General features: G+C 71.9%; 25 protein-coding genes. 9 read left to right on the top strand and 16 right to left on the bottom strand.

Translation table 11 applies throughout. From position 1 onward, the window contains the following. Window positions 1–190: 190 nt before the first annotated feature. The 6 genes from ACIBI9_RS41180 to ACIBI9_RS41155 all read right to left on the bottom strand — a co-directional run bounded on the left by ACIBI9_RS41180 (window position 191) and on the right by ACIBI9_RS41155 (window position 5,169). Window positions 191–1,597, bottom strand: a complete 1,407-nt coding sequence (locus tag ACIBI9_RS41180) for an LCP family protein (RefSeq protein ID WP_397230787.1) — start codon at window positions 1,595–1,597, stop codon at window positions 191–193. A gap of 133 nt (window positions 1,598–1,730) precedes the next feature. Next, entirely contained in the window at window positions 1,731–1,997 is a 267-nt protein-coding gene (locus ACIBI9_RS41175) for a DUF6510 family protein (RefSeq protein ID WP_397230785.1), read from the bottom strand. A 21-nt stretch (window positions 1,998–2,018) separates the two neighbouring features. Next, a complete protein-coding gene (locus ACIBI9_RS41170; RefSeq protein WP_397230783.1) occupies window positions 2,019–2,732 on the bottom strand; it encodes a ferredoxin reductase in 714 nt (237 codons plus the stop codon). Between the two features lies 1 nt (window position 2,733). After that, on the bottom strand, window positions 2,734–3,333 hold the full coding sequence (locus ACIBI9_RS41165) for a sulfite oxidase-like oxidoreductase (protein WP_397230780.1): 600 nt from the start codon (window positions 3,331–3,333) through the stop codon (window positions 2,734–2,736). Window positions 3,334–3,352: 19 nt separating this feature from the next. Next, a complete protein-coding gene (locus ACIBI9_RS41160; protein WP_397230778.1) occupies window positions 3,353–4,012 on the bottom strand; it encodes a response regulator in 660 nt (219 codons plus the stop codon). After that, a complete protein-coding gene (locus tag ACIBI9_RS41155) occupies window positions 4,009–5,169 on the bottom strand; it encodes a sensor histidine kinase (protein WP_397230776.1) in 1,161 nt (386 codons plus the stop codon). The genes ACIBI9_RS41160 and ACIBI9_RS41155 overlap by 4 nt, the downstream gene beginning before the upstream one ends. Before the next feature lie 167 nt (window positions 5,170–5,336). On the opposite strand from ACIBI9_RS41155, the gene ACIBI9_RS41150 reads away from it, so the two are divergent. The 4 genes from ACIBI9_RS41150 to ACIBI9_RS41135 all read left to right on the top strand — a co-directional run bounded on the left by ACIBI9_RS41150 (window position 5,337) and on the right by ACIBI9_RS41135 (window position 10,635). After that, window positions 5,337–6,371, top strand: coding sequence for a carboxymuconolactone decarboxylase family protein (locus tag ACIBI9_RS41150; protein WP_397230774.1), 1,035 nt, complete (start codon window positions 5,337–5,339; stop codon window positions 6,369–6,371). After that, a complete protein-coding gene (locus tag ACIBI9_RS41145; RefSeq protein ID WP_397230772.1) occupies window positions 6,368–6,757 on the top strand; it encodes a hypothetical protein in 390 nt (129 codons plus the stop codon). Before ACIBI9_RS41150 ends, ACIBI9_RS41145 begins: the two co-directional genes overlap by 4 nt. After that, window positions 6,754–8,202 carry a multicopper oxidase family protein gene (locus tag ACIBI9_RS41140; RefSeq protein ID WP_397230770.1) on the top strand — a complete coding sequence of 483 codons (1,449 nt, stop codon included), beginning with the start codon at window positions 6,754–6,756 and terminating at the stop codon, window positions 8,200–8,202. The genes ACIBI9_RS41145 and ACIBI9_RS41140 overlap by 4 nt, the downstream gene beginning before the upstream one ends. A gap of 135 nt (window positions 8,203–8,337) precedes the next feature. Next, complete coding sequence (locus ACIBI9_RS41135) at window positions 8,338–10,635, top strand: xanthine dehydrogenase family protein molybdopterin-binding subunit (RefSeq protein WP_397230768.1); 2,298 nt, start codon at window positions 8,338–8,340, stop codon at window positions 10,633–10,635. A gap of 60 nt (window positions 10,636–10,695) precedes the next feature. Here ACIBI9_RS41135 and ACIBI9_RS41130 read toward each other — a convergent pair whose 3' ends face one another. Further along, window positions 10,696–10,872: a hypothetical protein gene (locus tag ACIBI9_RS41130; protein ID WP_397230766.1), complete on the bottom strand. Its 177-nt coding sequence runs from the start codon at window positions 10,870–10,872 to the stop codon at window positions 10,696–10,698. A 215-nt stretch (window positions 10,873–11,087) separates the two neighbouring features. Here ACIBI9_RS41130 and ACIBI9_RS41125 point away from each other — a divergent pair, with 215 nt between their 5' ends. The 3 genes from ACIBI9_RS41125 (at window position 11,088) to ACIBI9_RS41115 (ending at window position 14,524) form a co-directional block, all read left to right on the top strand. Further along, window positions 11,088–11,555 (top strand): ATP-binding protein, encoded by a 468-nt coding sequence (locus ACIBI9_RS41125; RefSeq protein WP_397230764.1) that lies wholly within the window; start codon window positions 11,088–11,090, stop codon window positions 11,553–11,555. A gap of 119 nt (window positions 11,556–11,674) precedes the next feature. Beyond that, window positions 11,675–13,024, top strand: a complete 1,350-nt coding sequence (locus ACIBI9_RS41120) for a hypothetical protein (RefSeq protein ID WP_397230762.1) — start codon at window positions 11,675–11,677, stop codon at window positions 13,022–13,024. A 78-nt stretch (window positions 13,025–13,102) separates the two neighbouring features. Beyond that, on the top strand, window positions 13,103–14,524 hold the full coding sequence (locus ACIBI9_RS41115; RefSeq protein WP_397230760.1) for a WGR domain-containing protein: 1,422 nt from the start codon (window positions 13,103–13,105) through the stop codon (window positions 14,522–14,524). Between the two features lie 3 nt (window positions 14,525–14,527). On the opposite strand, the gene ACIBI9_RS41110 is transcribed toward ACIBI9_RS41115, so the two are convergent. Further along, window positions 14,528–15,895, bottom strand: coding sequence for an MFS transporter (locus ACIBI9_RS41110; protein WP_397230758.1), 1,368 nt, complete (start codon window positions 15,893–15,895; stop codon window positions 14,528–14,530). Between the two features lie 85 nt (window positions 15,896–15,980). On the opposite strand from ACIBI9_RS41110, the gene ACIBI9_RS41105 reads away from it, so the two are divergent. Beyond that, window positions 15,981–16,961, top strand: coding sequence for an Lrp/AsnC family transcriptional regulator (locus ACIBI9_RS41105; protein WP_397230756.1), 981 nt, complete (start codon window positions 15,981–15,983; stop codon window positions 16,959–16,961). 15 nt (window positions 16,962–16,976) lie between these two features. After that, window positions 16,977–18,929, top strand: a complete 1,953-nt coding sequence (locus ACIBI9_RS41100) for a polysaccharide lyase 8 family protein (protein WP_397230754.1) — start codon at window positions 16,977–16,979, stop codon at window positions 18,927–18,929. Here the strand turns inward: ACIBI9_RS41100 and ACIBI9_RS41095 are convergent. The 8 genes from ACIBI9_RS41095 to ACIBI9_RS41060 form a co-directional block, all read right to left on the bottom strand. Next, window positions 18,926–19,681 carry an ATP-binding cassette domain-containing protein gene (locus ACIBI9_RS41095; RefSeq protein ID WP_397230752.1) on the bottom strand — a complete coding sequence of 252 codons (756 nt, stop codon included), beginning with the start codon at window positions 19,679–19,681 and terminating at the stop codon, window positions 18,926–18,928. The genes ACIBI9_RS41100 and ACIBI9_RS41095 overlap by 4 nt on opposite strands. Continuing rightward, window positions 19,678–20,646, bottom strand: a complete 969-nt coding sequence (locus tag ACIBI9_RS41090) for an ABC transporter permease (RefSeq protein WP_397230750.1) — start codon at window positions 20,644–20,646, stop codon at window positions 19,678–19,680. Before ACIBI9_RS41090 ends, ACIBI9_RS41095 begins: the two co-directional genes overlap by 4 nt. After that, entirely contained in the window at window positions 20,639–21,832 is a 1,194-nt protein-coding gene (locus ACIBI9_RS41085; RefSeq protein ID WP_397230748.1) for a sugar ABC transporter substrate-binding protein, read from the bottom strand. The genes ACIBI9_RS41090 and ACIBI9_RS41085 overlap by 8 nt, the downstream gene beginning before the upstream one ends. A gap of 101 nt (window positions 21,833–21,933) precedes the next feature. Beyond that, window positions 21,934–22,236, bottom strand: coding sequence for a MerR family transcriptional regulator (locus ACIBI9_RS41080; RefSeq protein ID WP_397230746.1), 303 nt, complete (start codon window positions 22,234–22,236; stop codon window positions 21,934–21,936). Between the two features lie 43 nt (window positions 22,237–22,279). Beyond that, window positions 22,280–23,098, bottom strand: a complete 819-nt coding sequence (locus ACIBI9_RS41075) for a patatin-like phospholipase family protein (RefSeq protein WP_397230744.1) — start codon at window positions 23,096–23,098, stop codon at window positions 22,280–22,282. A 62-nt stretch (window positions 23,099–23,160) separates the two neighbouring features. Further along, a complete protein-coding gene (locus ACIBI9_RS41070) occupies window positions 23,161–23,970 on the bottom strand; it encodes an alpha/beta fold hydrolase (protein ID WP_397230742.1) in 810 nt (269 codons plus the stop codon). A 54-nt stretch (window positions 23,971–24,024) separates the two neighbouring features. Continuing rightward, window positions 24,025–25,206 carry a TolB family protein gene (locus ACIBI9_RS41065; protein ID WP_397230740.1) on the bottom strand — a complete coding sequence of 394 codons (1,182 nt, stop codon included), beginning with the start codon at window positions 25,204–25,206 and terminating at the stop codon, window positions 24,025–24,027. Beyond that, window positions 25,203–25,721, bottom strand: coding sequence for a sigma-70 family RNA polymerase sigma factor (locus ACIBI9_RS41060; protein ID WP_397230738.1), 519 nt, complete (start codon window positions 25,719–25,721; stop codon window positions 25,203–25,205). The genes ACIBI9_RS41065 and ACIBI9_RS41060 overlap by 4 nt, the downstream gene beginning before the upstream one ends. Between the last annotated feature and the right edge of the window lie 3 nt (window positions 25,722–25,724).

Here is a 25,724-nt window from a genome sequence, read left to right as displayed (position 1 = left end):
GGCCACCGAACCCCCACTCCCGGCCCACCACACCCCGCGCCCGCACCCGCCCCGTGCGCCGCTCCGGCAGCGCTGACCGCCGCGCTGGTGGGCTGGCCGTCGTGCGCGTTGCGCCGGGATGTGCCCTGGGGTTGACGTGCCGGGTGTCCTCCCGGGGCGGGGTGTGGCGTTGGGCGGGGTGCGTCGGGGGTCAGGTGGCACAGGTGTCGTGGGTGGCGTCGAAGCCCTTGATCGACTCCGTGTCGTCCGCGCGCAACGGCTTCAGCCCCGTCCAATCGGAGCCGATCACCAGCACCAGCCGATTCGTCTGCGCCCCCGCCACCTTCCTGAGCATGGAGGTCTGGAGGTCGTTGGTGAGGGTGGGGACGCGGGTCTCGCCGTTGGGTCCGTACAGGACGGTGGTCTTGGGCTGTGGCTTACGGGCCGAGTCGCCGATCTTGGTGATGTGGTAGCCGCGCTGCTCCAGGGCGGCGGCCACCTGGGTGCCGAGGCCGCTGCGCCAGGTGCCGTTGCGGAGCTCGATCTGGATCTTGGTCCGGCCCACCTTGGCCTGGCCGCCCTTGACGCCCTGGACGCTCTGGTCCTTGGCCACGATCTGGAACAGGTGGCCGGCCTGCGGCTGTACCCACTCGACCCGGCCGGGCTGGGTGAGGGAGTAGTGCCAGGGGGTGGTGATGAAGCGGATCTGCCCGGCGTTCAGGCCCTGGAGGCTGGTCGCGAGGTCCTTCATGACGCCGATGCTCAGCCCGCGGTCGGTGGTCACCGCCTTGGTGCCGGCGTCGAGGATGCCCAGCAGCTTGGCGGGGTCGGTGAGCGTCTCGCCGCTCATGACCTTCTTGACCATCGACGCGATGAACATCTGCTGCCGCTGGATGCGCCCGATGTCCGAGCCGTCGCCCATGCTGTAGCGGGCGCGTACGTAGCCGAGCGCCTGCTCGCCGGTGAGCGTCTGCCGCCCGGCGGGCAGGTGGAGCAGGGCCTTCTTGTCGTTCACCGGCTCGGGCAGGCAGATCTCGACGCCGCCGATGGCGTTGACCATGCTCTTGAAGCCGGTGAAGTCGACCTTCACGAAGTGGTCGATGCGGATGTGGGTGAGCGACTCGATCGTCTTCCAGGTGCAGGCGATGCCGCCGGAGTTGAACGACTCGTTGATCATGCCCAGGTGGGGCCGCTGGCCGGGCAGGCCGCCGGTGGCGCGGCAGGCGGGGAGCTGGACGAGCGAGTCGCGCGGGAAGCTGACGACCATCGCGTTGTCGCGCTTGGACGACACGTGCACCAGCATGATCGTGTCGGTGCGCTCGCCCGCGATGTGGTGCCCGTACTTGGCGTTCTTGCCGTCGCGCTGGTCCGATCCGACGACCAGGACGTTCATGGCGGTGCCCGCGACCTTGGGCGGCCGGGTGGCGCCGAGGTCGTCGGCGGTGACGTCGATGTGTTTGACGTTGCCGGTCAGCTTCGCGTAGACGCCGACGGCGACGCCCGCGACCAGGAGGATCACGGTCACGGTGACCGCGATCGTCCAGCGCAGCCAGCGGCGGCGACGCCGGGGTGGCGCGCTCGGTTCGGACGGGGGCGCGTCGACTAGCCCGCTGCTCACGTGACTCCAGAGGGACGGGGCCGCGGGCCGCGCCCATGGCCAAGAGCCTCGCCGTACAGATCTCGGCCGGTTGAACGTGCCCGAGTGTACTCAGTCGGGCACGTTCATGAGGAACGATCTGTCCCCAACGTCGTCAGTCGGGCAGGGTAATGCGCAGTGAAACCGTGCCGCGCAGGTCGAGCCAGGCCGTGCCCGGGCCGCGTACCAGCCGGAGGATCACCTCCTCGCAGCCGGGGCACCGGGCGACCAGCCCGGGGTCGGGGCCGTACACGCGGAGCGAGGCGACCGGGCCCGCCAGGCCGCAGCTCGCGCAGCGGCCGGTGGCGGCGGTGACGTCCACGGCGAAGATCTCTCCGAGCGGGCCCGCCAGCGCGTTGCCGTCGAGGTGCTCTGCGGTCATGTCAGTTCCCCCTATCCGAAACTATCCGAAACGTTCGGTACGGATGCGCTCGGGCGCGTGCCCCAGCGCGAGCAGCAGGTCGGCCGCCGCCTCCACGAACGCCGTCGGCCCGCACACGTAGCAGTCGGGCTCGAAGGTCGCGGGCCAGCCGCCCTCGGCCAGGTCGTCCAGCATGATCCGCCCCGCCGGGCGGGACGTGCCGGGCGGCGCGGACCTGGTGTAGAGGTAGGAGATGTCGAGCCCCGGGTCGGGACGGCGCAGCTCCTCGGCGTAGTAGCGGCGGTCCGGGTCGCGCAGCGAGTAGAGCAGGCGGAACGGCACCCGGCTGCCCGCCTGCCTGCGCGCCCTGATCATCGCCATCAGCGGCACGATCCCCGACCCGCCGGCCACCAGCAGCACCGGCGCCTTGCTCTCCGGCCGCCAGACGAACCAGCCGCCCACCGGGCCGCGCAGCTCGACCTGGTCGCCGACCTCGATGACCTCGGTCAGGTACGGCGAGACCTCGCCGTCCGGGACGGTCTCCACGGTCAGATCGACGAGGTCGCCGTCGGCGGGGCCGGCCAGCGAGTAGCTGCGCTGCGCGGTGTAGCCGTCCTCGGCCGTCAGCCGCACGTCCACGTGCTGCCCCGCCAGGTGCCCCGGCCATTCGGGCACCCGGAACCGCAACGTGCGCGCGGTCGCGGTCTCCTTGACGATCTCGGCGAGCTCGGCCGCCCGCCAGGTCAGGCGGCGCACCTCAGTCGCCCTCGTAGCGCTGCTCGCGCCACGGGTCGCCGTAGTTGTGGTAGCCGGCGGTCTCCCAGAAGCCGGGCCAGTCCTCGTTGAGCAGCCGGATGCCGCGTACCCACTTGGCCGACTTCCAGAAGTACAGGTGCGGCACGATCAGCCGGGCCGGGCCGCCGTGCCGCGGCTCCAGCTCGTCGCCGTCGAAGCGGTGCACGATCCACGCCTTGCCGTCGAGCAGGTCCTCGAGCGGCAGGTTGGTGGTGTAGCCGCCGTAGGAGTAGATCAGCGCGTATTCGGCGGCGGTCTCGACGTCCTCGAAGAACACGTCGAGCGAGACGCCCTCCCAGGTGGTGTCCAGCTTGGACCACTTGGTCACGCAGTGGATGTCGACCGTGGGCGTCTCAGTGGGCAGCGCCATGAACTCCTGCCACGACCAGCGGTGGGTCTGCTCGGCCTCGGTGTCGATGGCGAACTCCCACCGGTCCAGCGGCACCCGCGGCGTCGGCCCGGCCGAGAGCACGGGGAAGTCGTCGACGAGGTACTGCCCCGGTGGCACCCGGTCGCCGTCCGGCCTGTGCCGTCCGCGGAAACCGCGCGAAATGATGTTCACGCCTCATTCCATCACGCGCTCAGCCCTTACGCGGAGCCACCAGGCCCGACTCGTACGCGAAGACCACGAGCTGGGCCCGGTCGCGTGCCCGCAGCTTGGTCATGGCCCTGCTGACGTGCGTCTTCGCGGTGGTCGGGCTGATCACCATGTGCGCGGCGATCTCGTCGTTGGACATGCCGCGGGCGACCAGCGCGGTCACCTCGCGCTCGCGGTTGGTCAGCACCTCCAGGCCCTGCGGATCCGGCTCGGGGCGGCGGGCCACGTACTCGCCGATCAGGCGGCGGGTGATGGCGGGGGACAGCAGCGCGTCGCCGCGGGCCGCGACCCGGACGCCCTGCAACAGGTCGGCAGGCTCGGTGTCCTTGACCAGGAAGCCGCCCGCGCCCGCCCTGAGCGCGTTGAAGACGTACTCGTCGAGGCCGTAGTTGGTGAGGATCACGACGTGGACCTCGCTCAGCCGCTCGTCGGCCGCGATGCGCCGGGTCGCCTCGATGCCGTCCATCACCGGCATCTGGACGTCGATGAGCGCCACGTCGGGCAGGTGTTCGAGGGCGAGGGCGATGGCCTGCTCGCCGTTGGCGGCCTCGGCCACGACCTCGATGTCGTCCTCGGCCTCCAGCAGGGCGCGGAAGCCGCCGCGGATGAGTGCCTGGTCGTCCACGAGCAGCACGCGGATCACGTCGGTTCCCCCAGTGGAAGCTCTGCGCGTACGGTGAAGCCGCCCTCCGGGCGGGGCTCGGCCCGCAGCCGGCCGCCGAGCGCCGTGACCCGCTCGCGCATGCCGAGCAGGCCCACGCCGGGCACGGGCGGCGCGTCCCTGCGCGCCAGGCCGTCGTCGTCCACCTGCACGACCAGCTCGTCGCCGCCGTAGTCGACGCGTACGGACGCCGCCGCCCCGCCCGCGTGCCTGGAGACGTTGGTGAGCGCCTCCTGGACGATCCGGTACGCGGCCCGGTCCACCTCGGGCGGCAGCTCGTGCCGTACCCCCGAGATCGTCACCGTGGCGGCCAGCCCCGTCGAGCGGGCCCGGTCCACCAGGCCGTCGAGCCGGTCGAGCCGGCTGTCCTGCGCGCCGGAGCCGCCGGAGCCGTCCGGGTCGTCGGTGTCGCGCAGCACCTCCAGCGTGGCGCGCAGCTCGCGCATGGCGTCCCCGCTGGCCTCCTGGATGGCCACCAGCGCACCGGGCACCTCCTCGCCGCGCTTGCGGGCCAGGTGCACGGCCACGCCCGCCTGCACCTTGATGACCGAGATGCTGTGCGTGAGCGAGTCGTGCAGCTCCCTGGCGATCCTGAGCCGCTCCTCGCCCGCGCGCCGGCGCGCGACCTCCTCGCGGGTGCGCTCGGCCTCCAGGGCCCGCTGCTCGACCTGCTCCAGGTACGCCTGCCGCTGCCGGGTGACCGTCGCCGTCACCCCCGACGCCAGGAACCAGCCGAGCAGCAGCGTCGTCCCCTGGACGATGTCCTTGGGGCTCTGCCCGGTGGCGGTGGCCAGGTTGATCGCCAGGCTGACGCCCAGGAACACCGCGCTCGCCAGCGCGGGCAGCAGCAGGTGTCCGGCCCATACCGCGGCGAAGACCGCCATCAGCACGGGGAAGGCGGCGGGCGGGCCCGGCTGGGCGTGCACGGAGAAGACGAGCATGCTGACTGTGCCGACGACCAGCGGCACCAGGGGCGCGCGTCGCCAGGCGACGAGGGAGAGCGAGCCGACCAGAATCGCAGCGAGGTCCAGGGCGCCCGCCTGCGGCGTGACCAGCACGGTGGCGGCCAGCATGACGGCCACGACGGCGGCGAGTGCGCTGTCCACGGCTAGCGGGTGCCATCCGCGCAGAAAGGTCATTACTGCACATTAGAGCCTTGACCAGGGCACGATCCTCGCCGCCTGGATGTAATTCCGGACTACTCCCGGCGAAGTACTCCGCACGAAGTTGCTCCCCCGGCGGTAGGCGCAGGAGTCGACCCGGGCACGACGCCCCCGAGGCATGAGAAATACCACGATGTCCGGCTATGGAGACACAGTTCCGTTATGTCACTCCCGTACAGCCGCAGGCGGCGACCGGCCGGGTGGCCCAGGTCTACGCGCAGCTCGCGGACGACTTCGGCATGGCACGCATGGCGGTCTTCCTGACGCTGTCGCCGGCGCCGGACGTGCTCGCCGCCACCTGGGCCACGCTGCGCGAGTCGCTGCTGGCCGGGCACGCGCCCAGGACCGCGAAGGAGGTCGTGGCACTGGGCGTGTCGATGGCGAACCGGTGCCCGTTCTGCGTGGCCGCGCACACGACGCTGCTGCACGCGACCGGCGACCACCGGCTGGCGGAGACCATCGCCGCCGGCGGCACGCCCGACGACCCCGAGCACGCCGCGCTGCTGGCCTGGGCCACGTCGCGGCGCGGCGGAGCCCGGGCAGGGGCGCAGATCGGGCCGGAGCACATCGGCACGGCGCTGACCTTCCACTTCATCAACCGCATGGCCTCGGCGCTGCTCACCGATAACCTCCTGCCCGCGAACCTCCAGAGATCGCGGCTGGTCAGGAGCGTGGGCGGCCGGGTGATGGCCCGTACGGTGCGCAGGCGGCTGCTGTCAGGCGCGAGCCTGCCCCTGATCGTGGACCTGCCCGCACGGCCGGAGCCCGCCTGGGGCGCCGGCACGTCCGTCGGCGCCGCCCACGCCGCGCTGCGGGCCGTCGGCGCCGCCGGTGGCGAACTGCTCGGGGACGCCGCCCGCGCCGCCGTGGCGGACACGGTCGCGGCCTGGGACGGGGAGCACCCGCCCATGGGCGGCGCCTGGCTGGACGCGGCTCTTTCGGAGGTTCCCGCGGGTGAGCGCGCCGGGGCCCGGCTGGCCCTGCTCGCCGCGCTCGCGCCGTACCGGGTGACCGACGCCGACGTGGCCGCCTGGCGCGGCTCGCGGCCGGACGAGGACCTGGTACGGCTCTGCGCGTTCGGCGCCGTCTCGGCCATGGAACGCATGGAGACCTTCATCACCGCCTCAGCGCACGGGGAAGCCCTCCCCGCGCGAACACTCTCGGGAGATCGATCATGACCGCGCAACACACCCTTGCCGTCCGGCCCGTGACCTGGCCCATGCGGGCGCTGGCGGCCGTGGCGGGCCTGCATGTTGTCGCGCTGCTGGTCCAGGCGGTGACCGCGGGCCTGCTGCTCTCCATGCCCGGCGGCCGGGCGCTGCACATGGCCTCGGCGATCGCCCTGCTCGCCGTCGGGCTCGTGCACGTCGTCGTGGCGATCCTCGTCCGGTGGCCGGGCGGGGGGAGCGCGAAGTTCATCCTTCCGGCCGCGGCGCTGCTGGTGGCCACGGTGGTGGTGGCGATCCTCGGCGCGGCCCACGTGAAGGCCGTGCACGTGCCGCTCGGGGTGATGATGTTCGGCGGCGGGGTCGTCCAGCTCATCAGGGTCACCTCGCGGCGATGACAACCACACGACGCGATGTGCTGCGGCTGCTGGGACTGGGCGCGGTGGCGGTGGCCGGGGTGCCGGGCTGCTCGCTGATCGCCGGCACCCCGCAGCCGCAGCTCCTGACGAGCGCGGCGCCGCTGCCCAGGCCGTACGCGGTGCCGCTGCCCGTCCCGGAGGTGGCCAAGCCGGTGCGTAGCGCGGGCGGGGCCGACTTCTACGAGCTGACCGAACGGGCGGCCGAGGTGGAGGTGCTGCCGGGCCTGCGTACCGGGATCTGGGGGTACGGGGGCACGTTCCCCGGCCCGACCATCCAGGCCCGCGCCGGGCGGCGGACCGTCGTGAAGCTGGTCAACCAGCTCGGCGAGCCGACCGTCCTGCACCTGCACGGCGGGCACACCCCGCCCGAGTCCGACGGCTTCCCCACCGACCTGGTGGCGCCGGGGGCGTCCCGCGAGTACGTGTTCCCGCTGGAGCAGCGGGCCGCCACGCTCTGGTACCACGACCATCGCATGGACTACACGGGGCCGCAGGTCTGGCGCGGGCTGGCCGGGATGTTCCTGGTGCGGGACGCGGAGGAGGAGGCGCTGCCGCTGCCCGCCGGGGAGCGCGACCTGCCGCTGCTGATCTGTGACCGGTCGTTCGCCGCCGACGGAACGATGCTGTATCCGGCGCTGGAGGGGCGGCCCGGGGTGCGGGAGGCGTACATGGGGGGCGTGCTCGGGGACGTGATCCTGGTCAACGGGGCGCCGTGGCCCGAGCTGCGGGTCGCCCGAGCCCGGTACCGGCTGCGGCTGTGCAACGCCTCCAACGCCCGGACGTACGAGCTGGCGACCGGCGGGCCGATGGTCCAGATCGGCACCGACGGCGGGCTGCTGGCACAGCCGCGTACGGTGCGGCAGCTCCGGCTGGCGCCCGGCGAGCGGGCCGACGTGGTGGTCGACTTCTCCGCGTACAAGGTGGGTCAGCACGTCGAGCTGCGGAACCTGGCGGGGGAGGGCGCGCAGGCCAAGGTCATGCGGTTCGCCGTGGACCGGGACGAGAGCGACGAGTCGTCCGTGCCGGCGCGGCTGTCCACGGTGGAGGCGCTCGATCCCGGGAAGGCGAAGGTGACGCGGGAGTTCGAGTTCAGTAGCGGGGGCATGGGGTGGCTGATCAACGGCAAGCCGTTCGACCCCAAGCGCATGGAGGCTCGGCCCAGGCTCGGGGACATCGAGGTCTGGCGGCTGACCAGCGACGTCGCCCATCCCGTGCACCTGCACCTCGACCACTTCCAGGTGCTGACGGTGAACGGTGAGCGCCCGCAGGGGCCGCCCGAGTGGAAGGACACCGTCGAGCTGCGCGAGGCCCAGACCGTCGAGATCGTCACCAGGTTCACCGACTATCGGGGGCGGTACGTGCTGCACTGCCACAACCTCGAACACGAGGACATGGCGATGATGGCGGCTTTCGAGGTCATCTGAGGCCCGCGGTCCCTTCCCTCCGCGCGCGGCGTGACCGCAGTGCTTGGTTGCGGTCCCTTGGCGGGAGGGGTGGGTGGTGGCGGCGTTGTCACGGGGTCATCGACAGGCCGGGCGGGGGCGCTCAGAATCGGGACCATGGGTGAGCCTTATGTCGGCGCCAGGACGCCGCGGCGGGAAGATGCCAGGTTGCTGACCGGTCGAGGCAGGTACGTCGGGGCGGTGCGGCTGCCGGGAACGGTCCACGCGTACGTGGTCCGCAGCCCCATCGCCCACGGGCGGCTGCTCGGGTGCGACGCCAAGGCGGCCTGGGCGGTCGAGGGCGTCCTCGACGTCATCACCCCCGGCGACGCCCCCGACCTGCGCCTGCCCTGCGTCCACCTGTCCCCCGGCCAGCCGCTGCAGTCCTACCGGGTGCTGGACGACGCCATCAGGTACGCGGGCCAGCCGCTCGCGCTCGTCGTCGCCCGCACGCCCGAGGCCGCCAGGGACGCCGCCGAGCTCGTCGATCTCTCGCTGGACGAGCTGCCGGCGGTGGTCGGTACGGAGCGGGCGATGCAGGACGGGGCCCCGCTGCTGTACCCGGAGTGGGGCACGAACGTGCTCACCGACTTCACGATGGGCGACGAGGACTGCGCCGCCTTCGTCGAGGGGGCCGCGCACGTCGTGGAGCTGACGTTCACGATGGGGCGCGTCTCGCCGCACCCCATGGAGCCGCGCGGCGTGGTGGCCTCGTACGCCGACGACGAGCTGACCGTGCACATCTCCTCGCAGGCTCCGCACCAGGCGCGCGAGCACCTGGCGGAGGCGTTCGGGCTCTCCCACGACCGGGTACGCGTCATCAGCCGCGACACGGGCGGCGGGTTCGGCGGCAAGGAGCACGTCTATCCGGACGAGGCGCTCATCTGCCTGGCCTCGATGCGCCTGGGCCGGCCGGTGAGCTGGTCGGAGTCGCCGGGCGACCGGTTGGTCGCCACGCTGCCGGCGCGGGCCGCCGTGCACCGGGGGCGGCTGGCGCTCGACGGGGACGGGCGATTCGTGGCGATGTACGTGGACCTGGTCGGCGACATCGGCGCGCATCCCTCGAACGTGGGCGCGTCCACCTTCGCCGTGACGGCCACCCTGCTGCCGGGACCGTACCGGTTCGACCGGGTGGCGGTACGCGTGCGCGGCGTCGTCACGAACACCACGCCGACCGGCTCCTACCGCGGGTTCGGCCAGCCGGAGGGCAGCCTGACCAGGGAGCGGCTGATCGACGAGGCGGCGCGCAGGCTGGGGATCGACCGGGTCGAGCTGCGGCTGCGCAACATGCTGGGGCCCGGCGAACTGCCGTACACGAACCGCGTCTACCAGCGCTACGACTCCGGCGACTACCCCCACGCCCTGCGCACCCTGCGCGACCTGGTCACCCCCGTCGAGAAGGACGACGGGCGCAGGCGCGGCATCGGCTACTCCTGCCATGTGGAGACCACCGGCATGGGTCCCTCGAAGGAGTTCAGGGACGCCGGCATCAACGCAGGCGGCTACGAGTCTGTGTTCCTGCGCATGGAGCAGGACGCGTCCGTGGTCGTGTCGTCGGGGGTGGTGTCGATCGGCCAGGGCATCGAGACGGCGCTGGCCCAGCTCGCGGCCGACCAGGTGGGGGTGCCGATCGAGCGGGTACGGGTGGTGCTGGGGGACACGGCGGCCACGCCGTACTCGTCGATCGGGTCGATCGCCAGCCGTTCGCTGGTGGTCGGCGGCGGGGCGCTCACCCGGGCCGCCGTCCGGCTGCGGGCCAAGCTCGTGGCCCTGGCCGCGCACCGCCTGGAGGCGGCCCCCGACGACCTGGAGATCGCCGACGGCGTGGTGCGGGTGAAGGGCGACCCGGCGGCGTCCCTCACGCTGCGCGAGCTGGCCACGTCGGCGTGGCGCGGCTGGGACCTCCCGGACGGGGTCGAGCCGGGCCTGGAGGAACGGGTCAGCTACGACCCCGACGCCTACACGTTCGCCTACGGGGCCCATGCGGCCGCCGTGGCCGTGGACCCGGAGACGGGGGCCGTCGAGGTCGAGCGCTACTGGGTCGTCAACGACGCCGGGGTGCTGGTCAACCCGGCCGTGGTCGAGGGCCAGATCCGTGGCGGCGTGGTCCAGGGGATCGGGCAGGCGCTCACCGAGGAGATCGTCTACACCCCCGAAGGCCAGCCCATCACCGACTACTTCCTGCCGACGACGCGGGAGGTGCCGGACATCGAGGTCGTGATGCTGGAGACGCCGTCGCCGCTGACGCCCGGCGGGATGAAGGGTGTGGGAGAGTCGGGCACGATCGGTCCTCCGGCCGCCATCGCCAACGCCGTGGCCGCCGCCCTCCCGGAGATCGCCGGCCGGATCACCGACGTCCCCTTGACCCCGTACTCGCTGTGGTCACTGCTCGCGGGGGTGGCCGAGACCGCTTGAGCCGTCGCGTCGCCGGGCCGCGGCAGCGGCGACGCGAACGGGGCCCTCAGGAGCCAGTGGTCATGGCCGGACCCACAGGATGTCCTTCAACTCCTTGCCCGCCCTCGACAGCGCCTGCTCCAGCGCTTGCATCCCCGCGGGCTTGGGCTTCTGCGGCGGCTCTCCACGCCTGCCCGGCCGGCGGGCGGCGGCGGGGGGCTGGGAGTCGATCTCGGGTGTGTTCTCGTCAGTGCTCATGGCAGGGCCCATACCCGGGCCCATACCCGTCGTTTCGGGCGGCGGCTAAAAAGAATTGCGATTTCTCACCGAAGATTCGACCCAAAAGGCCTCCCCGTGCGTACAGGTTTCGACGGCCGTGTACGTCGACCCATAGGCAGGCCCTCTTGTTGAGTGAAACGCGCATTCGCTGCCCCTCTGTCCCGGAAGCCCGGCAAACACAGGAGAGAGATGCCATGACCACGCTGCGATCAGCTCGTCGGAGCCGGATGCAGTACGTGTGGCCACTGCGCGAGGACGTCCGGACGGTCGGTCACGCGCGGGCGATCATCCGCGAAGAATTGTCGGCACTCTCCCTTTGTTCGGACCTCGTTGACGACGCCGTCCTCATGGTGAGCGAATTGATCACCAATGCCCTGATGTACGGCGACGGCCCGTACGAACTGGCCCTGCACATCGACGCGAAAGAGATCATGTGCCTGGTCGTGGACAGCAGTCCGCTGCTGCCGGAGCCCGCCCCGCCGGACGTGCGGGCCGAGCACGGGCGGGGGCTGCGGATCATCGCCAGGCTCTCCGACGGGTTCTACGGCTGCCATCCCCAGCGCTACGTCACCCACCCCGATCTGGTCGGCAAGGCCACCTGGTTCGCGCTGCCGCGGGGCGGGGCGCCCGGCAACGTGGTGCCGATCCGGGCCGGGACCTAAACGTCCGATTTGAGTCAGGAAAAATCGGGACTTTCCGACTAAATCCAGTTAATGTGTCAGCCGCAAGCCGGGGATGATCTTCGTTGTGTGACGGAGCCCCGGCAGTTCTGGAGGCTGAAATGTCAGGCTGGAACTTGCGGACCGGCGCGTCGACGGCGGCGCTCGCGCTCGTCACCACCACGCTCGCCACGACCGTGGCCACGGGTACCGCATCGGCGGACACCGCCGTCTTCTACGTGGACTCCGTCAACGGCAACGACGCCGCCTTAGGCACCACGGAGGCCACCGCGTGGAAGACCCTCACCAAGGCGACGGCGGCGAACCTGCCCGAAGGCTCCAAGCTGCTGCTGAAGCGCGGCAGCAGGTGGAAGGGGCAGCAACTCGCGATCAGCGAGTCGGGCAAGGCTGAGGCCCCGATCGTGGTGGACACCTACGGCACGAGCACCGCCAGACCGATCGTCTCCGGGGACACCGAGGCATGTGTGAGCCTGGAGGGCGACCACATCGAGGTCTACAACCTGCAGGTGGGAGTGCCCCAGGACGACGGCCGCTGTTCGTGGGCCGGCGTGAAGGTGACGGGCAACGACAACGTGGTCGAGCGCAACTACATCACGGGCGCCGCGGCCGGGGTCTTCATCGCGCCGAAGGCGCAGCGCAACGCGGTGACGGCCAACGACTTCATCGACAACAACTTCATGAGCAAGAACACCGAGGAGCCGACCAACGACGACTCGGGCGCGTTCGCGATCCTCGTCCAGGGCGACAACTCCGACATCGGCTGGAACGAGTTCCGCGGCTCGATCGCGACCAGCCATGACTACGGGCTGGACGGCGCGGCCGTGGAGATCTTCCTCGGCTCCGACAACCGCATCCACCACAACATCTCGGTGGACAACGAGACCTTCACCGAGCTCGGCACCAGCAAGGGCGTCGACGAGAACGGCGACCCCGAGGACCCCGACGGCACCTCGGGCAACGTCTTCGAGTACAACGTGATCACCGGCCCCAAGACCGGCGCGGCCCTCGTCACCCGCGGCCCGCAGGAGCCAGGGGAGGACCCCGACCCGAACGGACCCGTGCTGGGCACCGTGTTCCGCAACAACTCCGTGTACCTGCCCCAGGCGGGCTCCCAGGGCGTCGTCTGCGACGCCGGCTGCACCAACGCCCACCTGTCGATGTCGCAGAACATCATCCAGGTCACGGCCAAGACCGCCTACGGCCCGAACGTCACCGACAGCCACCACAACGTGTTCTTCGGCGCCGCGCAGCACCAGATGGGCGGCCACGACAACGTCACGGCCGACCCGCGGTTCGACCTGTCGAACACCGCCAACCCGCTGAGCCTGCGCGCCGGGAGCCCGGCCATCGATTTCGGGATCACCAAGTTCAGCGACAGCGACGTGACCGGCCGGGCGATCGACGGCAGTGACGGCGCGGTCGACGCCGGAGCGTACGAGTACGACAAGTAAGTCCCTGCGATTTGTCGCCGCCGTCCTCTACTCTCCGGGGCAAGTGATCAGGCCCGGCAAATCAGGAGAAGTACGGACATGACCTACCTGGAGCTGTCAGAGGACGGCGGCGGATCGCACAAGTTCTACGACGTGAGCGTGGCGGGCACCCGCGTCACGATCACCTACGGACGCATCGGCGAGCCCGGCCAGACCAAGGTCACCGACTTTCCCACCGTGGCCAAGGCCCAGGCCGCGGCCGCCAAGAAGATCGGCGAGAAGACCCGCAAGGGGTACGCCCCGGCGGTCCGCGGGGTGCGCCAGCGCCGGGCCGTCACCCGCCGGGCCATCGCCAGCACCCGGTCGACCGCCCAGCAGGCGCCGGTCCTGTGGCGCTTCGACAGCGGGGCGTCGGCGTTCGGCATCTTCGTGGACGAGGAGCGCTGCTGGGTCGGCAACCAGCACGGCGACGTCTACACCGTCACCCACTCCGGCACCGTGACCGGCCGCTTCAAGCTGCCCGACGGCGTCAAGTGCATCGTGGCCGACGACTTCTGGATCTACGCGGGCTGCGACGACGGCCGCGTGTACGACCTGAGCGGCAAGGTGCCGAGGTCCGCGTACGAGATCGCCGCCGACGTGGACATCTACTGGCTCGACATCCACGACGGCGTGCTCGGCGTCTCCGACCGCGCCGGCGGGGTCACCACGATCGACTACGAGGACGAGTTCCAGTGGTCGCGCGGCGTCGCCGGCGACTCGGCCTGGATGGTCAGGTGCGACGAGGACTCGGTCTACCACGGGCACTCGAAGGGCGTGGCCCGCTACGACGTCCAGGACGGGACGCCCGTCTGGCAGACCGCCCTCGGCGAGCAGGTGCTGTTCGGCTGGCAGGAGGCACACTCCGTCTACGCCGGCACCGCCCGCGGCTCCGTGGGCCGCGTGATCCGCCTGGCCAAGGGCGACGGCCGGATCGAGGCCGCCTACCAGTGCGACGGCGCCGTCTACTCCTGCGCCACCTCGCCGGGCGGCCGCCACGTCTTCGCCGGTGACAACCACTCGTCGGTCTACTGCTTCGACGCCTCCGGCGAGCGGCTGTGGAAGCTCGCCACCGGCTGCGGCTCCGCGTTCTCCATGCAGTTCCTGGACGACCGCCTCTACATCGTCACCACCGACGGCTCGCTGGCCTGTATCGACGCCAGTGAGGCGGCCATCGCCGCGGCCCGCACGGGCACCGTGCCGCAGCCGCTCGACGTCAAGGCGGCCGCGTCGCTGCAGGTGGTCGAGCCGTCGGTGACGCTGGAGACCACCACCGACGCCGGCGACGGCGTGGTGGTGGAGTGCTTCAAGGAGGGCGAGCGGCTGCGGGTCCGCGTGGTCAGCCCCGGTTACGAGTCGTGGAACGTGCAGTTCCCCAAGGACATCCGGGAGGCCGGAGCCCGCTACCTCGTCGCCGGCGTGCGCTCCGCCGGCCGGGGCGGCTTCTACCGCGCGTACGGGGACATCCGCAAGCTGCTCTGACGCTCACGTGGCTCTCGCCGGACGGACGGTCGCCAGGACCAGGAGCCCCGCCGCCAGGCCGGTGACGGCGCTCGCCCGGTAGACGTCGTTGAGCGCGGCGTGCGGGGCCAGGCCGTCCTGGTACAGGATGCCGAACACGGCGACGCCGAGCGCGTACCCGAGCTGCCTGACCGTGTTGACGGTGCCCGCGGCCATGCCCGCGCGGTGCGGCGGGGCGTACGCCATGGCGGCCGAGCTCAGCGACGGGATGGCCAGCCCCACGCCCACGCCCGTCACGATCAGGCCGGGCACCAGCGCGGTCCACGACGAGTCCGGGCCGAGCGTGCCCTGGAGGAACGCGCCCGCGCCGATCAGCAGCAGCCCGCCGCCGACCGCCGCCCTCGGGGACAGCGAGGGGAGGAGCCGGGCGGCGGCGACCGAGGTCACCAGGGAGGCGAGGGCCATCGGTGACAGCGCCAGCCCGGCCGTCATGGGGCCGAGCCGGAGGTCCTGCTGCAGCCAGAGCGAGGTGAACGCGAGGCAGGCGAACGCGGCCGGCACCAGCAGCGTGGCCCCGGTCATGATCCCGGTGAACGACCGGTTCGCGAAGAGCCTGAGGTCCAGCATGGGCTGGTCGCCGCGCGTCTCGATGACGCCGAACACCGCGAGCGCCACCGCCGCCGCGGCCAGCGGCACGAGCGTCCGCGCCGACGTCCAGCCGTGCTGCCCGACCTCGATGAGCCCGTACGTGAGCGCGCCCGCCGCGATCGTGAACGTCACCATGCCCGGCCAGTCGAGCCGCCCCTTGCCCGGCCGGCGCGACTCCTCGACCGTGCGCAGGGTCAGCCAGACGGCACCCAGGCTGATGGGCAGGTTCACCAGGAAGATGGCCCGCCAGTGCAGGTGCTCGGTGAGCAGGCCGCCGAGCACGGGGGCGATGGCCGCGGCGGCCCCGCTGACGCCGCCCCACACGCCGAACGCGATGCCGCGCTGCCTGCCGTGATAGGTGGCGCTGACCAGGGCCAGGGTCGTGGCCATCATGGCGGCCCCGCCCGCGCCCTGGACCACGCGGGCGGCCAGCAGCACGCCGCCGCTGGGCGCCAGCCCGCAGGCCAGGGAGGCCAGCGCGAACACGATCAACGCCCACAGATAGACCCTGCGCTGCCCCGCGTGATCGGCGAAGGAACCGGCGGCGAGCAGCAGCGCGGCCAGGGCCAGCGCGTAGCCGTCCAGCAGCCACTGGGTGCCGGTGAAGGACATGTGGAGGTCGTCGATGATGTCGGGGAGCGCGACCATCACGATGGTCACGTCGACGAGGAGCATGAAGGCGCCGGTGCACGCGGCCACCAGCGGCCACCAGCCGGTCCTCGTCGCTACGGGGGTCTGGGTCATGGTGGATAAGGTCGGGCTTGCATGAGGATAATCGCCAGCAGAAGCGGCACTTCTGGTGGTTTTCCGTGCGAGCTAGCCTGTGCTGGTGAAAAACATCGCGCTGGACGAGGTGGACCGAGGGCTCCTGCACGCGTTGCAGGTGGACGGGCGGGCCTCGTTCAGCCGCATCGGCGAGGTGCTCGGCGTGTCCGACCAGCGGGTGGCCCGCCGCTACCGGCGGCTGCGCGCCGGCGGCACCGTACGCGTGGTCGGCGCCGTGGACGGGCGGCGGCTCGGCTTCGAGTCGTGGTCCATCAGGTTGCGGTGCACGCCCGACGCGGCGGTCTCGATCGCCGAGGCGCTCGCGCGGCGCACTGACACGTTCTGGGTGAATCTGCTGTCCGGCGGCACCGAGATCTCCTGCACCACGATCCAGCGCACGGCGAAGGAGCGCCAGTCGCTGCTGCTGGGCAGGCTCGCCAAGACCGACCGCGTGCTGTCGGTCACGGCGCACCGGACCCTGCACATGTTCGTCGGCGGGCGGGTCGGCTGGGCCGGGCTGGCCGCGCTCTCCCCCGAGCAGGTGGCGGCCGTCGAGGAGGGGCGGACGTTCGCCCGCCACACCGACGGCGAGGAGATCATGCTGGGGCCCGGTGACGACGTCCTGCTGGAGGCGCTGTCGCGGGACGGCCGGGCGCCCTACGCGGACCTGGCGGCGGTGACGGGCTGGTCCGAGTCGACGGTCCGGCGCCGCGTGGAGCAGCTCTACGGGGCGGGGGCGCTCTTCTTCCACCTCGACGTGATGCCCGTGCTGCTGGGCCGGCGGGTGGAGGCGCAGCTGTGGATGTCGGTGCCGCCGGCCGAGCTGGACGCCACCGGGCGGGCGCTGGCCTGGCACCCGGAGGTCGCGTACGTCGGCGCGACGACGGGCCCCGCCAACCTGATGGCCAACGTCGTGTGCCGCGACGACGCGGCGTTCTACCGCTATCTGACCGAGAGCCTGGGCGCGCTGCCCGCGATCGGGCGCATCGAGACCGCGCCGATCATCAGGACCGTGAAGCGGTTCGGGGCCGTGCTCCCGCTCTGACCCGATAATCGAGGCGTGCACCGGCCAACCAGGCGCTCGTTCCTCCAGCTCGGCGGCGTGACCGCGGCCGGGGCGCTGGGCGCGCTGGTGCCCGCCGCCCCCGCGCACACCCCTGACGACTCCTTCCTCCGCTTACGCCGCCGCTGGCGGGAGGTCACGGTGGGCGGCGGGTACGACCCGGCCGCCGAGCCGTACCGGACCTGGCTGGACAAGCTGGGCAGGACGGCCGCCCGCCACCGCGACACCCTGGCCCCCGGCCGCGCCTCGCTCTGGCCCGACCAGGCGTTCCCCTCTTTCGTGGCCACACCGAGGCGGCTGCGGGCCATGGCGCAGGCGTACGTGCTGGAGGGCACCGGCCTGACCGGCGACGCTGGGCTGGCCGCGGCGGTCGCGGAGGGCGTGGACCACTACCGGCGGAGCGTGTACGCCGACGGTGCCGAGGCGACCGGCAACTGGTGGCACTGGCAGATCGGCGTGCCGAAGGCGCTGCTCGACGCGGCGGTGCTCGTCGGGTTGCCCGAGCCGCAGAGCGCGCGGTTGCGGGACGGGTCGTTCATCCAGCACACGTACGTGCCCTACCAGGGGGCCTACGGGGTGACGCTGCTGTCGGGGCTGGCGACGATGTTCGCGGTGCTGCGGGGGACGCCGTGGGAGGTCTCCGACCAGAACGTGTTCGACATGGTCGAGAGGTCGTTCGCCCCCTTCGTCCGCGACGGCGCCTGCATGGACGTGGTCCGCGGCAGGGGAGTCGGCCGGAAGCCGTTCGGCGACCACGAGCGCGGGCGGGAGATCGCCGCCGCGGTCCTGCTGCTGGGGGAGGGCGCCTCGGCCGCCGAGCGGGCGCGCTGGCACGCCATGGTCAAGGGCTGGGCGGTACGCGACACGTACCGGCCGATGATGGAGCACCCCGACCCCGCCTTCCACGCCCGGCTGGTCGCGGTCGTGGACGACGCCTCCGTGCCCGCGGCGCAGGAGCCGGTCGGGCACCGGCTGCTGCCGATGAGCGCCAGGGCCGTGCACCGCAGGCCGGGCTGGTGCGCGGCGCTCAGCATGGCCTCGTCCAGGATCGGCCACTACGAGCACGGCAACGGCGAGAACCTGCGCGGCTGGCACACCGGCTCGGGGATGCTCTACTGGTGGGCGGCGGGCCACGGCGACCAGTATTCGGACGACTTCTGGCCCACCGTGGACCCCTACCGGCTGCCCGGGACGACCGTCTCCGCCAAGAGGCTGCCCGACGGCGCGGGCGGCGACTGGGGCGACACCTGCCCGCCGTGCCGGTGGGTGGGCGGGGCCACGGACGGCACGTACGCCACCGTCGGCCAGCACCTGAACGGCCTGGAGAGCACGATGGAGGCGTTCAAGTCGTGGTTCTTCCTCGACGACGCGATCGTGTGCCTGGGCGCGGGCATCACCGCGGAGGACGGCGTGCCCGTCGAGACGGTCGTGGACAACCGCAGGACCGGCGCCGCTCTGACGGTGGGGGAGGGCTGGGCCCACCTCGAAGGGCACGGCGGCTACGTCGTGCGCGGGCCCCTGCGCACGCTGCGCGAGCGCCGCGCCGGCGGCGGCGTGACCCGCGACTACGTGACGCTCTGGCTCGACCACGGCGTCGATCCGCGCTCGGCCGGATACGTCTACCTGCTCATGCCGGGCGCCGGCCCGGAGGAGACCCGCGCGCGGGCCGCCGACCCCGGCTGGGTGCGCGTGCTCGCCAACACCGACCGCCTGCAGGCCGTCCACGTGCCCTCGCTGGGACTCACCGCGGCCAGCTTCTGGGACGCCGGGACCGCGGGCGGCCTGACCGCCTCGGCCCCGTGCGCGGTGCTGGTGCGCGGGGACACGCTGACCGTGTCGGACCCCCGGTGCGACCTCGACGAGCTGACCGTCACGTGGGCGGGGGAGACGTTCACCTTCGACGGGCTGACCGGACGGGAGGGCGCCTCCACGACCGTGCGGCTCCGCTAGGGGCCGCCGCCGCGCGCCCTGCGGTACTCCTGCACGACCAGGTCCGTGAGCTCCTGGAGCGAGGTGTCCGCGGTGGGCTTGTCGAACGTGATCGTGCCGTGCTGGAGCAGGTTGACCCGGTCGCACACCTCCAGGATCTGCGCGTAGTTGTGCGCGATGATCACGATGGACATCTCGCCGCGCGCCTTCAGGTCGCTGACCAGGTCGAGGATCAGCGCGCCCTCCTTGGCGCCCATCGCGGCCAGCGGCTCGTCGAGCAGCAGGATCCGCGAGCGCGAGTAGACCGAGCGGGCGACCGCGATGGCCTGCCGCTGGCCGCCCGACAGCTTGGCGACCTCGACGTCCACCGACGGGACGCGCACTCCCATGGTGTCCAGGTGCTCGGTGGCCAGGCGGCGCATGCGCCGGTTGCTCAGCAGCCGCGCGAACCCGACGTGCTCCCGGCCCAGGAACATGTTGTGGTAGACGCTGAGCTCATTGATGAGCGCGAGGTCCTGGTAGACGATGTCGATCCCGAGCGACCTGGCCTGGCGCACCGACTTGAGCGTCACCTCCTCGCCGTCGAGCAGGATCCGGCCCGAGTCCGGCTGGTGGAACCCGCACAGGAGCTTGACCAGCGTCGACTTGCCCGCGCCGTTGTCGCCGATCAGGCCGAGCACCTCGCCCCGGCTCAGGGTCAGGCTGACGTCCCGCAGCGCGGTCACCGCCCCGAACCGCTTGGACAGCGACTCGGTACGCAGGACCTCGGTCATGTCCGTCCCGCCCTTCGCAGCCGGGTCAGGGAGACGTTCGCGATCATGGAGAGCAGGATCGCGCCGCCCAGGATGAGGAAGTAGGGGTTGGCGGAGATGCCGATGAGGTTCATGCCGTTCTGGAGGACGGCCAGGACGAGGGCCCCGATGGCGCCGCCGACGATCGTCCCGGAGCCGCCGGCCAGCGCCGTGCCGCCGATCACCGCGGCCGACACCGCGGTGAACATCAGGCCGGTGCCGCCGCCGATGTTCGGGTCGATGGTGTGGATCCGGAACGCCTCAATCAACCCGGCGAACGCCCCCAGGGTCCCGCCAATCATGAAATTTCCGATTTTGATGCGCGCGGTGCGTACGCCCGCCTCCGACGCCCCCAGCGGATTGCCCCCGACCGCGATCGTGTGCAACCCCCACCTGGTACGCGTCAGCAGCACGTGCAAAACGGCCACGATCACCGTCGCCCACGCCAGGTGAGCCCACGGGAAGGCCCCCAGCCACGACCCGATCGTCCCGTCCACCGCGGCGGGGATCTCTGCGGGGTAGGCGTGCGACGTGGTGAGCACGATGCCGGTCACCGCGTAGAAGGTGCCCAGCGTCGTCACGAACGACGGCACCCGCAGCACCACGGTCACGAACCCGTTCGCCAACCCGATCGCGGTCCCGGTCAGCAGCGCCAGCAGGATCGCCGGCAGCGCCGGGAACCCCCAGAAGTCGATCGCGTAGTGCATCATGAACGGCGCCAGCGCCGCCACCACGCCGACCGACAGGTCGATCTCCCCGCTGACCAGCAGCAGCACGGTCCCGCAGGCGACGATGGCCGTGGGCGCGGCGGCCTGGGTGATGTTGACCAGGTTGTCCCTGGTCAGGAAGACGTCCGTGACCGACATGAAGTACAGCCCCAGAGCGATCGCCACCACCAGGACGCCGGCCTCCCGGTGCTTCAGGAACTCCTCGCGGACCCTACGCATGGGCGATGGCGCCCGAACGTTCCACCAGCTTCTGCGCGGTGTCGGAGCCCTCGAAGCGCGTCTTGGTCGTCTGGTACGGGCCCACGTTGTCCTTCGTCACGAACAGCAGCCCCGTGTTCGTCTCGGAGGGGAAGAGCAGCCCGCCGGACAGCTTGTACAGGTAGAGGTAGAGCACCGGCAGGAAGCCCTGCAGGTAGGGCTGCTGGTCGATGGTGTAGTCGAGGTCGCCCGCCTTGATCGCGGCCAGCGTCTCCGGCACCAGGTCGAAGCCTCCGGCCACCTTGAGGCCCTTGCTCCGCATGTTGTACTTCTTGACCGTCTGCCCGATCGACTGGGTGGAGCCCGCGTCCACGGCCAGCATGCCGGCCAGGTTCGCGTGGCCCTGGGCGTAGGCGTCGATGATCGACAGGCCCTTGGTGACGTCGGCGTTCGTGCCCACCGGGGTGAACTTGATGGGCTTGCCCGAGTCCTTGATCGCCTGCTGGGCGCCGTCGATCCTGGGCTGGATGTTCAGCGCCCCCGGGGTGGCGATGAAGCCGGCGACCTCGCCCGACTCCACCTGCTGGAGCGCCCGCTGGCCGAGGGCGTAGCCGGACTCGTACAAGCCCTGACCGATGTAGGCCAGCCGGCTCGTGCCCTTGTCGTCGCGGGAGCCGTCCGCGTTGTACGACACCACCGGGATGCCCGCGTCCAGCGCCCGGTTCACCGGGTCGCGGAAGGCCGCCTTGTCCACGACGGCCACGGCTAACCCGTCGGCCTTGGCCGAGATGGCGGTGTTGCACGCGTTGACCATCTCGGCCACGATCGAGTCCTTCGAGCCCGTCCACTGGAACTCGGTGCCGAGCAGCGCGCACGCGTCCTGGGCGCCGTACTGGGTGGGGGTGAAGAACGGGTTCGTGGTGACGTGACAGACCAGCACGAACTTCCACTTGGGCGTGGCGGGGAAGTCACCGGGCGCCGCCGCCCCGGCCGCGCCGCTCGTGGCGGGCTTGTCCTGGCCGGACGTGCATGCCGCCAGCAGCGCGGAGGCGGCTGCCGACGCGCTGGCCAGCCCGGCACCGGTGAGCAGGCGCCGCCTGGCGACCGGGGTCAGCTTGAGGGTGTCGACTGCTTCTTCGACCTTGGGGTGGATCTTCTTCATCTGCACGACCTCGCGTTCCTTGCGGATCGGTGGTGCGCGGCCCATCGACCGCCTCGTGAATCGCCCCCTTCCGTCAGTGAACTCCTTGATGCCGGTCATGTCAGGACACGGTTTGGCGAACGTCGTCGCCTGGGCGAAGTCCCAGCTCACGCATGACGAAGGCCAGCCAGCCCGTCTGCTGGGCGACGATCGTGCTCCAGTTCGCGCCCGCGTCCAGCAGGATTGTTCAGGACCTCGGCGATCTCTTCCAATGACAGCCCGAGGCCGCGCAGCGCGCGCACCCGGTAGAGCCGGCGCAGATCCGCCTCGGTGTAGCGACGGTGCCCGGACGCCGTCCGCTCGCCGGCCCTGGCCAGGCCGATCTCGTCGTAGTGGTAGAGAGTCCTGACGGTCACCCCGGAGGCTTTGGCCAGCTCCCCGATCGTCCATCGACGCGCGTCTTCGCTCACGCACCCGACGGTAGAACCTCCCGTGGCGGGAGGTTCAAGCTCATTAGTCCCAGAGCGCCGCCACCCGGGCGACCGCGGCGCGGCCCTGCGCGTATCCGGCCCGGGCGCTGGGCGTGCGTACCTCCGGGGCGAGGGGGTCGGTCCCGAAGGCGGCCAGCGAGTCGGCGTCCGGCTCGATCACCTCGATCCGGCCGTCGAGCGCGGCCCAGGACGGCTCGCCGACGTCGGGCATCGGGGCCAGCACCAGCACCCGGTCGAACCCGGCCGCGAGGTCGGAGTTGGTGCTCGTACGCACGCCGCCGTCCATGTAGCGGACCCCGTCGATCGTCACGCACGGCCACACGCCGGGCACCGCGCAGCTGGCCGCCACCGCGTCCACCAGCTCCACCCCCGACCCGGGATCGAACAGCCGGGGCTCGCCGCTGACCGCCTCGACCGCCACGATCACCACGTCACGCCGCGGCCACTCGTGCACGGGCAGCCGGGCCTCGATCACCTCGCGCCGCCTGGCCTCGCTGATCGTGTCGGCGGCCAGCGCCAGCGCGCCGATCTTCCGCCGCTGCTCGACCGGGTCTGACGTGCTCTCGTAGACCTCCTGGAGCTTCGCCCAGAGCTCCTCCATGCGCACCCCGCTGGGCAGCTCGAGCGTCTGGAGCGCGGGATCGACCTGCCGCTCGAGCAGCGCGGAGAGCGGCAGCCCGCTGGTGATCTGGGCGGCGACCGCCGAGCCCGCCGACGTGCCGACGATGCGGTCGGCCCCTGTGACGTCCACACCGCCGTCGGCGAGCGCCGCCAGCACACCCGTCGCCCACGCGATCCCGGCGACCCCGCCGCCACCCAGCACCAGTGCCCGCTTGCTCATCGGCCCTCCTCATAGGGGTTTCCTCCACCCCAACGCCCGGGGCCCGCGGACGTCTTCCGATCTCAGCCGGCGAGCACCTTTTGCAGCACCGCGGCGAACTCCTCGGTCCTGCCCATGAAGCCGCCGTGGTCGCCGGGGAACTCCGTAGGAGGCGTGCCCAGCAGCTCGGCCAGCGCCACGGAGGTCCGGTACGTGACCAGCCCGCCGGACTCGTCGCCGATGCCCACCACGACCCGGGCCGGGGCGGCCTTCAGCGCGGCGACGTCGGGCACGTAGCGGGCGGTGCCGCGCAGCTCATGGGCGAAGAAGCGCGCGCTGTCGGCCAGCATCTGCTCCGTCGGCTCCCCGGGAGGCCCGGCCGGGGCGCCCTCGTCGCCCTGGTCGAACCCGGCGGTGGCCATGAACTTGGCGAAGGCCGCCCAGACGCCGTCCCGGTGGTAGGTCGCGATGATGTCCTCGGTCGCGGCACGCTGTTCGGCGGCGTCGGGGAGCAGCTCCAGCAAGGGCGGCTCGTGCGCGACGAGCGTGCGGACCCGGCCGGGGTGCCGGGCCACCAGCGCCAGGCCGGTCACCGCGCCGCCGCTGCTGCCGAACACGTCGGCGGTCTCGGCGCCCAGGGCGTCAAGGAGCAGGGCCAGGTCGTCGGCCCGCAGCTCGGGGGTGGAGTCCTGCGTGGGGTCGTCGAGCACGCTGCCCGAGATGCCCCGCGGGTCGTGGGTGACCACCGTGTAGTCGCCCGCCATCGCCTCGGCCAGCGGCGCGAACTCGGCCGCGGCCATCGGCGACCCCGTGATCACCAGCACCGGGCCTGCGCCGCGGACCTCGTAGCGCAGGCGTCCGCCCGGGATGGCGAGGGTGTGCGTGGTCGTCATGGAAACCTCCAGTCGTTTCACCGTCGTGGATATGACTCCTGTCGCCGGCGAAACTCATCGGCCGATGGCGGCCAGATTGACGAGGACCAGGGTGCCCCGCTCCCTCTGGAACCAGGCGATGCCATCCTGCAGGTGAAGGGTGGGGGCAGGCTCGTCGCTCACGCTCGTCGAGAGCTGGAACAGCAGGCCGGTGCGTCCCGTGGCGAGGTCGTGCATGCCGATCGCCTGTTTTTCGACGGAGGTCGCCTGGAGGAGCCGGAAGAAGCGGCCCGAACAGAGCTCCCCGTGGGCGCTCCCCGGCAGCTTCCGCAGGCCCGTGCCGTCGCGCCGCCATGCCTCGGAACCGTTGAAGCACCACGTCACCCCGCAGTCGGTCCACGACGCTCGCCCGGCGGGCGGGACCACGTCCCTGCGTTCGCCGGTGAGCACGTTCTTCAGGTGCTCCACGGGCCGAGGGCTGGGGTCGCCCACCAGGCTGTCGTTGCGCGGTGACCCGGCCCAGGGCCATTCGACCAGGCTGTAACCCTTCGTTCCGTCGATCAAGGTCGCCTTGCCGCCCTTCAGCGGGGCCCGGTAGACGCCGCCCTCGTCGGGCGACCACACGACCGTGCCGTCCGCGACGGCCAGGCGGCCGATCCCCAAGGTCATGTTGTCGCGGGTGACCGTGGCGCGGTCCGAGGCGATCCGGCGGGGCACGCCGCCCGTGACCGGAACCGTCCAGACCTCCTTCAGGCGGCCGCGGAACGACGACCACGCCAGGTGGCCGTCGCCGAAGACCACCGGATGGTTCCCCACGTCCTCCTTCTTGAACCGCGCGATCCTGGCGAACGTCCGCTTGTCCAGGTCGTACGACCAGATCTCGCCGGGCCGGTTCTTGGGGAAGCCCCGTCCCACCACGATCCGGTCGCTGACGAACACGTCCGGCAGGAACCCCCCGCCGCCCGGCCCCTTGGCCGGGACCTCGTGCACGGTGCCCGGCCACACCTGCTCGGCGGGGGGCGCCGTGGTGTCGGGCGTCGGCCGGACGGCCGGAGCGGGTGACGTGACCGTACGGGTGACCACGACGGTGGCCGCCACCACGATCAGGATCGTGGCCGCCACCGCCAGCGGCGCCCACCACCTCGCGGCGGACGACCGCTCGCGCGGCGCGGGCAGGTGGCGGGGCCGCCCGTCGTCGCGCACGGTGTCGGCCTTGGCGGCCAGCGCGTCCCTGAGGCGTTCTTCGATGCCGGTCATGCCTTGCCTCCCAGTTCGCGCTGGAGCCGGTCCAGGGCCCTGGAGGCGGTGGACCGCACGGTGCTCTGCCTGACGCGCGTCGCCTTCGCGATCTCGGCGTCGGAAAGATCGAGGTAGTAACGCAGGACGAGGACCTCGCGCTGTCGCCTGGGCAGCCGGGCCAGCGCGTCGAGCATCTCCTGGCGCGACTCTCCCAGCAGCGCGGCCGTCTCCGCGGAGTCCACCGGCTCGCCCGGCCCGCCCAGCGGCGCCCGGGCGGCCACGCCGCGCCTGCGCAGGACCGAGCGGGAGGCGTTCAGCACGCAGACGCGGACGTACGCCAGGGTGAGCTTCTCGGGGCATTTGCCGTGCAACCTGGAGAAGACGTCCTGTACGACGTCCTCGGCGCTCTCCCGGTCGCCGACGAGCAGGAGGGCCAGGCGCACCAGGGCGAGCCAGTGCTCGCGATACAGACTCGCCAGCACCGCCTCGGGTCCTGGCGGCGCGGACGCGCGAGCGATTGTCTCACCGTTCATGCC

The organism is Nonomuraea sp. NPDC050451, assembly GCF_044458585.1.
This window is presented reverse-complemented; position numbering and strand designations above follow the sequence as displayed.

Excerpts from the sequence above, each read along its gene's own strand:
- ACIBI9_RS41175 (WP_397230785.1), bottom strand. The coding sequence starts at position 1,997 with ATGACCGCAGAGCACCTCGACGGCAACGCGCTGGCGGGCCCGCTCGGA.
- ACIBI9_RS41155 (WP_397230776.1), bottom strand. The coding sequence starts at position 5,169 with ATGACCTTTCTGCGCGGATGGCACCCGCTAGCCGTGGACAGCGCACTC.
- ACIBI9_RS41150 (WP_397230774.1), top strand. The coding sequence starts at position 5,337 with ATGGAGACACAGTTCCGTTATGTCACTCCCGTACAGCCGCAGGCGGCG.
- ACIBI9_RS41145 (WP_397230772.1), top strand. The coding sequence starts at position 6,368 with ATGACCGCGCAACACACCCTTGCCGTCCGGCCCGTGACCTGGCCCATG.
- ACIBI9_RS41140 (WP_397230770.1), top strand. The coding sequence starts at position 6,754 with ATGACAACCACACGACGCGATGTGCTGCGGCTGCTGGGACTGGGCGCG.
- ACIBI9_RS41135 (WP_397230768.1), top strand. The coding sequence starts at position 8,338 with ATGGGTGAGCCTTATGTCGGCGCCAGGACGCCGCGGCGGGAAGATGCC.
- ACIBI9_RS41130 (WP_397230766.1), bottom strand. The coding sequence starts at position 10,872 with ATGAGCACTGACGAGAACACACCCGAGATCGACTCCCAGCCCCCCGCC.
- ACIBI9_RS41125 (WP_397230764.1), top strand. The coding sequence starts at position 11,088 with ATGACCACGCTGCGATCAGCTCGTCGGAGCCGGATGCAGTACGTGTGG.
- ACIBI9_RS41120 (WP_397230762.1), top strand. The coding sequence starts at position 11,675 with ATGTCAGGCTGGAACTTGCGGACCGGCGCGTCGACGGCGGCGCTCGCG.
- ACIBI9_RS41115 (WP_397230760.1), top strand. The coding sequence starts at position 13,103 with ATGACCTACCTGGAGCTGTCAGAGGACGGCGGCGGATCGCACAAGTTC.
- ACIBI9_RS41110 (WP_397230758.1), bottom strand. The coding sequence starts at position 15,895 with ATGACCCAGACCCCCGTAGCGACGAGGACCGGCTGGTGGCCGCTGGTG.
- ACIBI9_RS41095 (WP_397230752.1), bottom strand. The coding sequence starts at position 19,681 with ATGACCGAGGTCCTGCGTACCGAGTCGCTGTCCAAGCGGTTCGGGGCG.
- ACIBI9_RS41090 (WP_397230750.1), bottom strand. The coding sequence starts at position 20,646 with ATGCGTAGGGTCCGCGAGGAGTTCCTGAAGCACCGGGAGGCCGGCGTC.
- ACIBI9_RS41085 (WP_397230748.1), bottom strand. The coding sequence starts at position 21,832 with ATGGGCCGCGCACCACCGATCCGCAAGGAACGCGAGGTCGTGCAGATG.
- ACIBI9_RS41075 (WP_397230744.1), bottom strand. The coding sequence starts at position 23,098 with ATGAGCAAGCGGGCACTGGTGCTGGGTGGCGGCGGGGTCGCCGGGATC.
- ACIBI9_RS41070 (WP_397230742.1), bottom strand. The coding sequence starts at position 23,970 with ATGACGACCACGCACACCCTCGCCATCCCGGGCGGACGCCTGCGCTAC.
- ACIBI9_RS41065 (WP_397230740.1), bottom strand. The coding sequence starts at position 25,206 with ATGACCGGCATCGAAGAACGCCTCAGGGACGCGCTGGCCGCCAAGGCC.
- ACIBI9_RS41060 (WP_397230738.1), bottom strand. The coding sequence starts at position 25,721 with ATGAACGGTGAGACAATCGCTCGCGCGTCCGCGCCGCCAGGACCCGAG.